The sequence below is a fragment of the Acinetobacter sp. AM genome (assembly GCF_003105055.1).
GTDB classification, from domain to species: Bacteria; Pseudomonadota; Gammaproteobacteria; order Pseudomonadales; family Moraxellaceae; genus Acinetobacter; species Acinetobacter tibetensis.
This window is the reverse complement of sequence record NZ_QETG01000017.1, coordinates 1-13,263: the sequence shown is the minus strand read 5'-3', so window position 1 is coordinate 13,263 and position 13,263 is coordinate 1. Positions and strand designations below refer to the sequence as shown.

The 13,263-nt window shown below is 39.1% G+C and carries 10 protein-coding genes and 1 pseudogene; 4 read left to right on the top strand and 7 right to left on the bottom strand.

Annotation, left to right across the window (positions count from 1 at the left end; all coding sequences use genetic code 11):
* Positions 1-11: 11 nt before the first annotated feature.
* Positions 12-791 carry a peroxide stress protein YaaA gene (gene yaaA, locus DCO44_RS10330; protein WP_116761627.1) on the top strand — a complete coding sequence of 260 codons (780 nt, stop codon included), beginning with the start codon at positions 12-14 and terminating at the stop codon, positions 789-791.
* A 92-nt stretch (positions 792-883) separates the two neighbouring features.
* Here yaaA and DCO44_RS16930 read toward each other — a convergent pair whose 3' ends face one another.
* The 5 genes from DCO44_RS16930 to DCO44_RS10310 all read right to left on the bottom strand — a co-directional run bounded on the left by DCO44_RS16930 (position 884) and on the right by DCO44_RS10310 (position 6,505).
* On the bottom strand, positions 884-1,009 hold the full coding sequence (locus tag DCO44_RS16930; protein WP_264757391.1) for a hypothetical protein: 126 nt from the start codon (positions 1,007-1,009) through the stop codon (positions 884-886).
* Between the two features lie 602 nt (positions 1,010-1,611).
* Entirely contained in the window at positions 1,612-3,027 is a 1,416-nt protein-coding gene (gene phrB, locus DCO44_RS10325) for a deoxyribodipyrimidine photo-lyase (protein ID WP_116761625.1), read from the bottom strand.
* Positions 3,028-3,165: 138 nt separating this feature from the next.
* Positions 3,166-3,648 (bottom strand): peptidylprolyl isomerase, encoded by a 483-nt coding sequence (slyD, locus tag DCO44_RS10320; protein WP_116761623.1) that lies wholly within the window; start codon positions 3,646-3,648, stop codon positions 3,166-3,168.
* 135 nt (positions 3,649-3,783) lie between these two features.
* Positions 3,784-5,067, bottom strand: a complete 1,284-nt coding sequence (locus DCO44_RS10315; RefSeq protein WP_116761621.1) for an NAD(P)/FAD-dependent oxidoreductase — start codon at positions 5,065-5,067, stop codon at positions 3,784-3,786.
* Positions 5,068-5,194: 127 nt separating this feature from the next.
* Positions 5,195-6,505 carry a D-alanyl-D-alanine carboxypeptidase PBP6B gene (locus DCO44_RS10310; RefSeq protein ID WP_116761619.1) on the bottom strand — a complete coding sequence of 437 codons (1,311 nt, stop codon included), beginning with the start codon at positions 6,503-6,505 and terminating at the stop codon, positions 5,195-5,197.
* Positions 6,506-6,683: 178 nt separating this feature from the next.
* On the opposite strand from DCO44_RS10310, the gene DCO44_RS10305 reads away from it, so the two are divergent.
* Entirely contained in the window at positions 6,684-8,387 is a 1,704-nt protein-coding gene (locus DCO44_RS10305; RefSeq protein WP_116761617.1) for a M61 family metallopeptidase, read from the top strand.
* Positions 8,388-8,469: 82 nt separating this feature from the next.
* Here DCO44_RS10305 and uraH read toward each other — a convergent pair whose 3' ends face one another.
* On the bottom strand, positions 8,470-8,868 hold the full coding sequence (gene uraH / locus DCO44_RS10300; protein WP_116761615.1) for a hydroxyisourate hydrolase: 399 nt from the start codon (positions 8,866-8,868) through the stop codon (positions 8,470-8,472).
* Positions 8,869-8,997: 129 nt separating this feature from the next.
* Complete coding sequence (gene paaI, locus DCO44_RS10295; RefSeq protein WP_116761613.1) at positions 8,998-9,411, bottom strand: hydroxyphenylacetyl-CoA thioesterase PaaI; 414 nt, start codon at positions 9,409-9,411, stop codon at positions 8,998-9,000.
* A gap of 467 nt (positions 9,412-9,878) precedes the next feature.
* Here paaI and DCO44_RS10290 point away from each other — a divergent pair, with 467 nt between their 5' ends.
* Both DCO44_RS10290 and DCO44_RS10285 read left to right on the top strand, forming a co-directional pair.
* Positions 9,879-12,110 (top strand): NADP-dependent isocitrate dehydrogenase, encoded by a 2,232-nt coding sequence (locus DCO44_RS10290; protein WP_116761611.1) that lies wholly within the window; start codon positions 9,879-9,881, stop codon positions 12,108-12,110.
* Between the two features lie 158 nt (positions 12,111-12,268).
* Positions 12,269-13,263 (top strand): annotated as a pseudogene (locus tag DCO44_RS10285) (hypothetical protein); the annotation flags it as partial.

The window sequence follows — 13,263 nt, the reverse complement described above, 5'->3', positions numbered from 1 at the left end:
TCAAATTGTATATGCTTGCCTTAATTTCTCCTGCTAAGACTTTAGATTATGAATCTGCACTTCCAACTGACCAATACACTTTACCAAGACTATTAGAGCATTCACAACAACTTATAGACGTAAGTCGTAAACTATCTGCTTCAGAAATCGCCAGTTTAATGAGTGTCAGTGAAAAAATTGCCCAATTAAATGTAGCTCGGTTCCGTGACTGGCAACCTGAGTTTAATTTTTCCAATGCTCGTCAGGCCATTTTTGCTTTTAAAGGCGATGTTTATACAGGTTTAGATGCTTACGATTTAACTTTGCAAGACTTGGAATTTTCACAAACACATTTACGTATGTTGTCTGGTCTTTATGGTTTATTGCGTCCTTTGGACTTGATGATGCCGTATCGATTAGAAATGGGCACCAAATTAGCCAATGCGCGTGGTCATAATTTATATGAGTTTTGGGGTGACAAGATTACGCAATTGGTGAATGCTGATTTAGAAGAGGCAAATTCAGATTTGTTGGTGAATTTGGCTTCGGATGAGTACTATAAATCTGTGAAAGAAAGTAAAGTGAAGGCTGAAATTATCAAGCCTGTATTCTTAGATCAGAAAAATGGCAAATACAAAGTCATTAGTTTTTATGCGAAGAAAGCACGTGGCTTAATGGCGCGTTATATCATTCAGAATCAATTGAATTGCGTAGAAGATTTAAAATCTTTCAATACCGATGGTTATTATTTTGATGCAGTCAGTTCAATGCAAGGTGAGTTGGTCTTTAAGCGTGATGAACAAGCAGCTTAAAAATCTGAAGATCACGCTTGAGTGGTTCTTTATGAATGTTTTATCAAGCACCACTTAAAAATAAGCCCCTTAAAACAAAGGGGCTTTTTAATTTAGCCAACCCAGCCACTTGGCGTATCTTGAATAAGTGGTTGTGTAGACGGTGGAGGAGGTGTCACAGCTCCTTGGCAGCCAACCAAGTAATATGATGTGAGTAAAACCACTAGAAATGTACGCATAAGCACCTCATTGAAGGAAAAAAAAGAGATTCATCTACCCTTTATTGCCTTGTTCGCTAGATACTTTATATACAGATGTACCGATTGACGAAGTTGTATATGCACAGTTAAGTGCATATTAGACTTATGATTCAGTCAAATAAGATCTGATGAATGGCTCATAACTGACTCAAATTCATCAAAGCTAACCACACTTCATGTTGTTGTATGCAAGCATAGCGCAAGTCAACAAAACAGCATTCTTCATGTGAAGATCTGACTTTTGGGAGTAGCGAAATATCGCCAATCAAAATCTTTGGGCAAGATCATACTTGTGAGATAGATTTGCTCAATGTAAGTAAAGCAAACTTGATCAGGACAACGTTTTAGTCCGAGGAGATATCAAGTTATTTAATCTAGGAATTAAGTCAGCAAGAATCTGGTTATAGAAAGACCAGATTCGAAAAGAATGTAGCTGGGTAGATTATTGAGTGAAGTATAACATGAAAAATCACGTATAAATTGTTTATTATTAGAGCACTTCCATATTCTTCTGCCTACGATGGGCAACAGTTTGAAAATGCTGATAAAGAAACTTTAGTGTACTTTATCAGCTAAATGGATTAGATACCTTTAAAGGCATCAATTGCCCGCTGACGACTGGATTTTAAATCAACGATAGGGTGAGGGTAATCCAGTTTTAAGTTTGCATTTTTGGCAAATGGTTCATGAATACTTTTGGCATCGAGATGGGCTAACTCGGGTAGCCATTTGCGAATATAGTCGCCATTGGCATCAAATTTTTGTGATTGGCTAATTGGGTTGAAGATCCGAAAATAGGGTACAGCATCTGTACCTGTGGATGCGCACCATTGCCAACCGCCATTATTTGCAGCTAAGTCACCATCAATTAAATGTTGCATAAACCATTGTTCGCCAAGCCGCCAGTCAATCAGTAAGTTTTTACATAAGAACATTGCAGTGATCATACGGACACGATTGTGCATCCAGCCCGTGGCAAGCAGTTGTCGCATTCCTGCATCAACAATCGGGATGCCAGTCCGTCCTTGTTGCCATGCCGCTAAATCTTCAGGTGCATCACGCCATTGAATATATTGGGTACTTGCTTTGAAAGGTTGGTGCTTAGATACCTGCGGAAAGTCATACAGGATATGTTGATAAAACTCACGCCAAAGCAGTTCATCTAACCATGTTTGCTGTCCTAAATTTTCAGGGAGGAAATGTCCTTGTTGCGCTCTGAATAGAGCTTGAATACATTGGCGAATGGAAAGCATACCAATGTTTAAATAAGCTGATATTTGACTGGTACCCTGTGAATGAGGAAAGTCCCTTTCATTATGATAGTAGCTAACTTTGTTTTTAATGAAATCATCTAAGCGTTGTAAGGCATAGTCTTCACCGACAGGCCATTGAGTTTCAAAATCATCATCAAGTGTATTGCTCCATAATTCAGTGAGTTTAGGAACCTTGTTATCTACCATGAGATTAACAGGTGCTTGAGCGATAGGTGTCGGGTAGCACTGAGGTAGACTCAAACTGAATTGTTCATAACAATATTTTTTAAATGCACCAAAGACTTGATAGGGGTGCTGTGATTTATTCCGGATGGAACCAATTGGGAAAAGCGTACGATCTTGATAAAGTTCTAATGATTTTTTATGTTGCTGGAGTAGATTTTGAACTTCGCTATCACGCTTTAACTCATTCACACCTAACTCAATATTGGCATGAAGCGTTTCTACTGCATATGTTGTACTCAAATCCAGTAGAGCTTGAGGAATATCTTTCCACAAAGGCACTTGGTGAATGATGAGAGGAATATTGAGTTGATGGAGTTGTTCTTTTAATGAATGTAATTGACGTAAGTAAAAATCTATTTTAACAGGAGCATCATGGTGAATAGCCCACTGTTCGGGAGACAAGATAACCACAGCAATACAGGAGTCAGTTTGCGTGGCATACCAAAGAGCAGCATGGTCTTGTATACGTAAGTCTTGTCGGAACCAAATCAATTGCATGAGCTTAGTACTTGAATAAACAACTTATCTTGATTCTAAAACGATTTGCTAAAATTCAGTAGGATGAGATGTATAAAAATAAAACACTAGGTGTAAAAAAGGGCAAAGTTAAATTTGCCCTTTTTTGATCTTTCGATCTTAGTGGTGATGACCACCCGCACCGTGTACGTGACCGTGATCTAATTCTTCTTGAGAAGCTTCACGGATTTCTACGATTTCAACTGCGAAAGTTAAGTCTTGACCAGCAAGTGGGAAGTTTGCATCAACGATTACGTTGTCGCCTTCAACTGCTTTAACAGTAACGATTTGAACGCCGTCATCAGTTTGCGCTTGGAATTGCATGCCCGCTTGAATGTTGTCAACGCCTTGGAACATTTGCGCTGGAACTTCTTGTACTAGGTCTGGGTTGTATTCGCCATAGCCTTCAGCAGCAGGAACGTTAACAGTAAATTTTTCGCCTACTGTTTTGCCTTCAAGCGCTTTTTCTAAACCAGGGATAATGTTGCCCGCACCGTGCAAATATGCAAGTGGTTCACCTTGAGATTGGTCGAGAGTTTCACCCTCTGCGTTAGTCAATGTGTAGTGGAAAGAAACCACGTGGTTATTTGCAATAGCAGTCATGTTATTGATCCATTCAATTTTTAAGGGTACATCATAAAGTGAAAAGCAGAATTTGTTGACTGTATTTCATCAAAAATTCTGCAATTTGTACTTTTTTACGACATTTTAAAGTTAATAAGGGCAGTTTGAAAAAATTCAATGCAATTTAATATTAGGTGCCAGTTTTTTGTTCATTGCATCTTTTGCCATAAAATAAGCTGTGCGGGTATATCCATGTAAGGTTGCTTGATGCATACGATATAACGAGATGTAGAGTGATTTCGCCACCCAACCTTGCACATTCACTTGCCCGAGTAATTCTCCTACAGCTTTATGATGACTTAATGACACTAGGGAGCCCTTATCTGCAAATTTAAACATCGGTTGTGCTTTGTTTTTAATTCGTGCAGACATTGCACTCACCAAGAAATGCGCTTGTTGACTCGCGACTTGTGCGCGAGGTCCAAGTACAGGTTCATCGGCAATGGGTTGACAATGTGCGCAATCACCAAAAGCAAAAATATTCGGGTCTGTTTGGGTTTGTATGGTCGCGTAGACTTTTAAACGATTTAAATGATCTTTTTCAAATTCCGTCAATTGTTGAAATACTTTTGGCGCTTGAATCCCTGCACACCAAACTTTTAGATCTGCGGGAATACTGGCACCATGAGCGAAATAAATGTGTTTTTTATCAATTTTGCTGACCCGCTTATGGGTCAAAACTTGAATATTGGCATGATGTAGCTCGCGTAAAGTATGTTGCGATATTTTCTCTGACAGTGCAGGTAAAATTCGGTCAGCAGCTTCAATGAGTGCGATTTTTACTCGTTTGAGGTCGATTTTATTGAGCCCATATTGATGAAAGCTTTGTGTACTCTGTACCAGTTCTGCCGCCAATTCTACTCCAGTTGCACCCGCGCCAATAATGGCAATATTCAAATCCGTGGGCGAAGACTGAGTTTGTGCGGCCACATACAAGTGCAAAAGTTGTTGCTGAAATTGCTCGGCTTGTGCACGACTGTCTAGAAAATGGCAATGTTCACGTACGCCTTCTGTGTTGAAGTCGTTCGATGTAGAGCCGAGGGCAAAAATAAGTGTGTCATAGCGAAGGGAATAGTGATGCTGATCTTCGTTCGCACCAGAAAGTGGATGTTCTAATAAAATACTTTTATTGCTTCGATCTAATTCAGTAAAGCGACCTAAGACAAATTCATAATCATGTTGCGCTGCATGAGCATAATAATTCAGTTCTTCGCTGTGGGCATTCAGTGTACCGACTGCAATTTCATGTAATAACGGTTTCCAAATATGCGTTAGGTTTTGGTCAACCAAAATAATTTTGGCTTTAGCCTGTTTACCAAAATGTTCTCCCAATAAAGTAGCCAGCTCTAACCCTCCAGCGCCACCACCGACAATCACAATTTTATGTAGTTCGTTCATTTTGACCGACCTATTTTATTATTAAAAAAAAGAAGATGGCTTAACATGCCATCTTCTTTTATTCGTTGTGTTGGAATTGTTTTACAAGTTACAACAACTTACATAAACCAAACTAAAGCATTTAACTTTAATGGAGTGGATAAATTTTCACTTTAAAATCATCTGAACCAAAAAATGGGAGGATGTGTTTTAACCAGATGAAGAAGCGCTCAAATACATTGGCTTCTTCAATTTGAACATCATCTTCAATTGCAATCGTACGAATCAGTTGGTTGTTCTGATAAACATGTACGGTTGCCAACTGCATGACTTTCGCCAACGGAGCAGTCAAAGCATGCTCATTCATTTCAATATTTAAATGTGTTTTTGTTTCTGCCAAAGGGTTAATTGGATGTAAGCTGCCATCACCTGTATTGAGCATAATACGCTGATTGGCCTTATCGTAGGTACTTAAGTCAATCGCATAAGGTTGATCATACAACGACGTTGTAATTAGTTCAGGTGCTTGCGTTTGAACTTTAAACATTTTCAGTGTGGATTTCACCACAGGTAGCTCAGCAATCAGTTGCTTGTCCTTAATTGCAACTTCGTTGCGTGTGTAGGTATATGCCAAATTCATCAGGTCATAGGCAACTTCTGCACGTTTTGCAGCACTCTTGGTTCCCATGACCACAACCACGAGACGACGATTTGGTGCATCAGGGTTCATGGTTGGACGATTTGCAGTGAGGGCAAGGTTATAACCCGCTGCTTTGGTATAGCCTGTTTTTAAACCATCAACGGTAGGGTCCATTTTCAGGACTAAATTAGTTGCGTGGTGGAAGCGTTGGTTATAGCTAAAACTTTGTTGCTTGGAATAATAAAAATAGTCTGGCGTTTGCTTACTGATCGCTTGTCCTAATTGTGCTAAATCATTTGCAGATGAATAGTGCTCTGGCATAGTAATGCCTGCTGGGTTTTGAAAGTGAGTATCTTTCATACCGAGCGCTTTTGCTTCCTGATTCATACGTTCGACAAACTTTGGAATACTGCCTGAAATACGCTCGGCAAGTGTCACGGCCGCATCATTTGCCGACATCACAACTAAGCCTGCCAGAAGTTGATCTACCGAAATTTTTTCGCCTTCCTTTAGGTACATTTGAGATTCATCCCACATGACTGTTTTCACTACAGGTGTGGCTGTGAGTACCTCATCTTTACGCAAATGTTCTGCTTGAATTTCTTTCAGCACAATATAACCGACCATCATTTTTGTTAATGAAGCAGGTGCGCGCTGCGCATGGCTATTATGTTCAGCAATCACTTGTCCAGATTGGGTGTCTAAAATCGTCCATGATTCGGCTTGAACACTTTCGGGAACTAAGTTAAGGAGTGTTGCGTTTGCAAAAGAAGTGCAGAGCAAAGCAAATAAAGCGAGGAGGTAAATGAAACGTTTCAAAGGTATTCCTATCAAGCTAATCCATCAGCAAGAAACTGACAAAACTAGTGGAATGCTATGCCTTTTTTAACTTGATGGCTAGTCCGAGTTGCAGACAAATAACACAGTTCTGCATCGGTTTAGAAAAAAATGCTAAGCTAGCTGCTAAGATTAATTATTTTATTTTGAACTGCCTATTATGTTGCATTATCAAATCGAATTTGACGATTATCGTCAGCATCTTGTACATGTCACACTGCGTTTTTTGGCAAACCCAACTCAAGTCCTTTCTCTCCCAACATGGATTCCTGGTAGTTACTTGATTCGTGAGTTTTCTAAACACATCGAATCTGTGCGCGCGTATGATGAATCGGGGCGCATTCTAAAAATTCAGAAATTTGAAAAGAATAAATGGCGTTTGTTCAACACGGATCATGAATTTATTACGGTTGAATATGATGTCTATGCCTATGATTTGTCCGTACGTGGTGCTTATGTCGATCAGAACCGTTTATATGTCAATCCTGCATGTGCCTGTTTAGGTTTAGATGGTCAGGAAGAAAAAGAAATTGAAGTTGAACTGTTCTTGCCTGATGAATTAAAACATTTCCAATTGGCAACAGGCTTGGCATCTAAAAGTTTGGTCAAAGGTCGTTATACCTTAAAAGCCAAAAATTATGCAGAACTGATTGATGCACCGTTTGAGTTGGCAGAGCAAACTCGTTTTAGTTTCAATGTTGAAGGCATCGCGCATGAATTTGTGGTTTCAGGGCAACATGCCATGAATGCCGAGCGTATGCAGCAGGACATCGAAAAAATCTGTACCACTGAAATTAAAATGTTTGGTTCGGCACCGTTTGCCAACTATACCTTTATGACCATGGCAACAGGCAATAGCTATGGTGGTTTAGAGCATCCAAACAGCACCAGTTTAATTACACCGCGTAGTGATTTGCCGAAAGTTGATGAACCTGTAGAACCTTCGGAAGATTATCAGCGCTTTTTAGGCTTGTGCAGCCATGAATATTTCCATTCGTGGTTGGTCAAGTTTATTCGTCCTGAAAATTTGGTTAATTATGACCTAAATAAAGAAAGTTACACCACTTTGCTCTGGGTGTTTGAAGGCTTTACTTCATATTATGATGATTTGATTTTGCTACGCAGTGGCGTGGTATCACAAGAATCTTACTTAAAGTTATTAAAAACCCAGATTGATCGTTATCTACAGAACCCTGGTCGTAATGTGCAAAGCGTAGCGGAATCCAGTTTTGATGCGTGGGTCAAGTTCTATCGTCAGGATGAAAACTCGAACAACGCAGGCACCAGCTATTACAACAAAGGTTGTTTAGTCGCATTGTGTCTAGATTTAGGTCTGCGTTTACGGGGTTCAAGCTTAGATGCTTTAATGCGCAAATTGTATGAAAATGCGCAAAAGGGTATACAGGTACACGAACGCACGATTGTTGAACTGTGTAATGAGTTGACAGGTGACAATTGGATTGAACAAATTAACCATTTAATCAATACAGTCGATGAATTACCGCTTGATCAATTATTCCCAGAATTTGGCTTAAGCTATAGTTTAAAAAATGACAAATCATTGCCGTTTGGCATGAAAGTTGTAGACAAGCCAGAAGGGGTACTGATTCAGCAAACTCGCCGTGATGGTGCTGCTGCGAAAGCAGGTCTTTCAGCTAACGACGTGATCCTTGCGATTGATGGCTTAAAAGCCAGTGAAAAGCTTTTGGCGCAATATGCAAAATGTAAAGAGACGTTCACTATTTTTGCCTTCCGTCGTGATGAGCTGATGCAATTTGAAGTTCAAGCTGGTGAAATTGGCTTAACCACTGTGGAATTAAAAGTGGAAGATCAGGCGAAGGCAGATGCCTGGTTAAAAGCTTAAGCTGTCGGGTTTAAATAGAGTTTAAAAAACGATGCTGTAAAGCATCGTTTTTTATATTGCATTCAAAACCAGTTTTGAAGCATCAGTTCCCACGGTAAGTAGAATAACCATAAGGGCTAATTAACAGTGGAATATGGTAATGATCAAGTGAGCCATCAATTACAAATACCACAGGAACTTCTGGAAAGAATGAACGTTGATTCTTTTGACGGAACCAGTCACCTGTTTTGAAGGTAACTTTATAGATGCCTTTCTGTAAAGCTGTGTCTTTGGGATAAAGCTCAGTAATTCGACCTTGTTCATTGGTCGTACCTGAATTGATCTCGACCCATTGATTGTTTTGCTGCGTTTCAAGTACGACTTTCACATTTGTAGACGGTAAACCATTGTCTAAATTGAGTACATGAACACTTAAGGGATTTTGTGCAAAGCAGAAAGAAGAGAGGCCAAGTCCAACAATTGGCAAGAAATATTTAACCATCTGATTGATCCTAAAGCTTAAAAAAGATTGATTTTAAACAATCAATCAGAGATCAACATTTCATTATGTAACCGTCACCAGAAGCGACAGAACATTAATGAACAATGGATATGCAGAGCCAACTCAGCGTTATGGTTGTTCTTTTTTAGTTGGAACCAACATCCGTGATACACCTCTAAACTCTGCAATTGTTTCTTGCTTTTGGTTCACCACCTGAATGTCGTAAAATTCGGAACGACCTGCTTGGGAGCGTAACTCCGCAGTTGCAGTGAGTACATCGCCTATCTGTCCAGGTTTAATGTAGCTGATATTACAGTGCTGTCCCACGGCAGGGTAATCACCTGTATTGCAAGCTACGGCAAAAGCACCATCTGCTAAAGTGAAGATAATTCCGCCATGACAAGTACCATGCCCTTGAGTATGCCGTTTTTCAACCAAGAGCTGCACTTTGGCATAACAGTCTCTATAGTCGACCAAGCGGGCACCAATGTCTTGCATCACCTGATCATTGTTAAATAATGTATGTCCTTTTATAGTGTCCATGTTTCATCCTTTTTTGATACGCTATTGCTTAATTTTTTATTAAATTTGAATCATAATTAGCATTATCATAGAGCCTGATCAAGTGGTTTTCATAAAAATGAGAAATTTGAAAGTTCAACAAATATTCAAGACTCAGGAGGAAATAGATTGTAATTTAAGATGAATTGGTTATCGCATCGCCATATATTGAATTGCATATGAACATTAGCGATTTGAAAGAATAACAACAAGAATAAATAGTGCAGGGGGATATTTTGTTCTATATGTAAATGATTGACTTTAAAAAACGTTTAAAAAAACCACATAAACTGTTGGGTATTTTCTGACGAAATGTCGTTATCACAAGATATATCGTTGACTGATAAGCGTTGAAGGCCGATACTCTCAGGGTTTAATCAAGCAATCGGTTCGTAGGACTGGGTCAAAAGTCTAGTTCTCAATACTCAATTTAACACAAGGGGCTATATATGGCTGGTGGAAAGTCAAACATCATTTACACACTGACTGATGAGGCGCCATTGTTGGCGACTTATTCGCTACTGCCGATCATTGAGACCTTTACTAAATCTGCTGGTGTAGAGATCGTTAAAACGGATATCTCTGTTGCCGCACGTGTTCTTGCAGAATTCTCTGAATGCCTAAAAGAAGAGCAAAAAGTGCCAGACAATCTTGCAGAACTAGGTCGTCTTACACAAGATCCTGACACAAACATCATCAAACTTCCAAATATCAGTGCATCTGTTGCTCAGTTAATAGCATGTATCAAAGAGCTTCAATCAAAAGGCTATGCGATTCCTGACTATCCTGAGAACCCAACAACAGAAGAAGAGAAAGCGATTAAAGCACGTTATGGTAAGTGCTTAGGTTCAGCTGTAAACCCTGTCTTACGTGAAGGTAACTCTGACCGCCGTGCACCTGCTGCAGTAAAGAACTATGCTAAAAAACACCCGCACTCTATGAGCGAGTGGAAGCAATGGTCACAAACTCACGTTTCACACATGGAAGAAGGTGACTTCTATCATGGTGAAAAATCGATGACGCTTGATCGCGCGCGTAACGTGAAAATGGAATTGATCACTAAGTCTGGTGAAACCATTGTACTTAAGCCAAAAGTTGCGCTTTTAGATGGCGAAATCATTGACTCAATGTTCATGAGCAAAAAAGCACTGTGTGACTTCTACGAGAAACAACTCGAAGACTGTCGTGAAGCAGGTATTTTGTTCTCATTGCATGTTAAAGCAACCATGATGAAAGTATCGCACCCAATTGTATTTGGTCACTGCGTTAAGATTTATTATAAAGATGCATTCGAAAAGCATGGCAAATTGTTCGATGAGCTGGGTATTAACGTAAACAACGGTATGGCTGGTCTTTACGAGAAGATCGCAACTTTACCGACGTCTTTACGTGAAGAAATCATCGAAGACTTACATGCTTGTCAAGAACACCGTCCTGCGCTTGCAATGGTTGATTCTGCGAAAGGCATTACAAACTTCCACTCTCCAAACGACGTAATTGTAGATGCTTCAATGCCTGCAATGATCCGTGGTGGCGGTAAAATGTGGGGCGCTGACGGCAAACCTTATGACTGTAAAGCAGTAATGCCTGAGTCAACTTTTGCGCGTATCTACCAAGAAATGATTAATTTCTGTAAGTGGAATGGTAACTTTGACCCGAAAACTATGGGTACTGTACCAAACGTAGGCCTAATGGCGCAAAAAGCTGAAGAATACGGTTCACACGACAAAACTTTCGAAATTTCTGAAGCGGGTGTTGCAAACATCACTGACCTAGAAACTGGTGAAGTGTTGATGTCACAGAACGTGGAAGAAGGCGATATCTGGCGTATGTGTCAGGTGAAAGACGCACCGATTCGTGACTGGGTAAAACTTGCAGTAAATCGTGCACGTAACTCAGGCATGCCTGCAATTTTCTGGCTTGACCCGTACCGTCCACATGAAAATGAACTCATCAAGAAAGTACAAAAGTACTTGAAAGATTATGACACTACTGGTTTAGACATTCAGATCATGTCTCAAGTACGTGCAATGCGTTATACACTTGAACGTGTAGCGCGTGGCCTAGATACGATTTCTGTAACAGGTAATATCTTACGTGACTACTTGACTGACTTGTTTCCAATTATGGAATTGGGTACTTCAGCGAAAATGTTGTCTATCGTTCCGTTAATGGCGGGCGGTGGTATGTACGAAACTGGTGCGGGTGGTTCAGCGCCTAAACACGTACAACAACTCGTAGAAGAAAACCACTTACGTTGGGATTCTTTAGGTGAGTTCTTGGCGCTTGCAGTCTCGCTTGAAGAGTTGGGCATTAAAGAAAATAACGCTCAGGCTAAACTTCTTGCGAAGACTTTAGATCAAGCAACTGGTCAGTTATTGGACAATGATAAGTCTCCATCACGCCGTACAGGTGAGTTGGACAACCGTGGTAGCCATTTCTATTTAGCGAAGTTCTGGGCTGAAGCTTTGGCTGCTCAGGATGAAGATGCTGAGTTGAAAGCGAAGTTTGCGCCACTTGCAAAAGTACTTGCTGAAAATGAAGACAAAATCATTGCGGAGCTTTCTGCTGTTCAAGGTAAAGCTGCGGACATCGGTGGTTACTATGCTGTAGATACAGCGAAAGTAACTGCTGTAATGCGTCCAAGTGCAACGTTGAATGCTGCGCTTGAAACTGTTTAAGTTTAGCAAAATCGGTTTTTAGCCGATGATGTGAAAAAAGCCGATGCAAATGCATCGGCTTTTTTATAACTAAATACTATCTATTCCACCGAGGAAGAATTTGTAACTCAGTTGGAATTCATGTAGAAAGTATAGTATCAACCTCACATTTAATTAGAATGTTTAAATTAAATATAAAGCAACTAAATGCATTAGCTGAGTTGGCAGATGAATTATTATTAGATACAAATAGGGAGGCAGAGCTAGTTGAATTATTGAATACGCATTTGCAAACATCTTTTGCATTCGAAAATGATACATGCAAAGGATATTTTTATTATATTTTGGGGAATTGTAGTTCTGGTCTTTATCAGTATAGCGATCAAGAATGGTATTCAAAAAACTTAATTAATACGGTTAATTTGTATCAAAAATCTGTTTACTTTTTAAGAAATGAAACTAAAAATATTAGTTTACTTTCTGATGTATTAACAAATTTAGGTAATTTTCTTTCCTCGCAAGGGCGAAGCTTTTGTGCTCAATATTATTGGGATAAAGCAATCGAGATTAATAGAAATCCTGTAGCAATAGTATCTAAAGCAAAGGATATTCTGTTTAGAACCGAACAATTATATGAAGATTCTCATAAATTTATTCATTATTATTTTGCAAACAATTTTATATTAGAGGCATATTTAAATATTGACCAATTAGAAGAAGAGCAAAAAATATCACTTCAACAAGATCATTCATTGTATATTTTTCATCAATGGTATGAGCAGAACTTTAAAGAAAATGAATTTGATTATTTAATAGAATATAAACAAAAAACAAGTACAAAAACTGAATCACGTTATTTAAATTGGGTTGCCCAGAATAAATTATTTATTAATGACTTGAATGATCTTTTGAATGAGGAAATAGTATTTCAAGACGTGTTAGGTCTTCCATCTATGGTTCAAAAGATTAATAGTACTTTAAGTTTAAAAGAATCATTAGTATTTCATTCAAATTTTGATGAATTACGAAATGAGTACACATACGCGAGATTCTTGATTTTTCAAGCTTCTGAAATAAAGGAGGACTCTGAGCATTTTTATAATAGGACTTATACACACATTGACGATACATTACATGCTTTAGATAATTTAAAGACTTCACATATGAAGTCTGC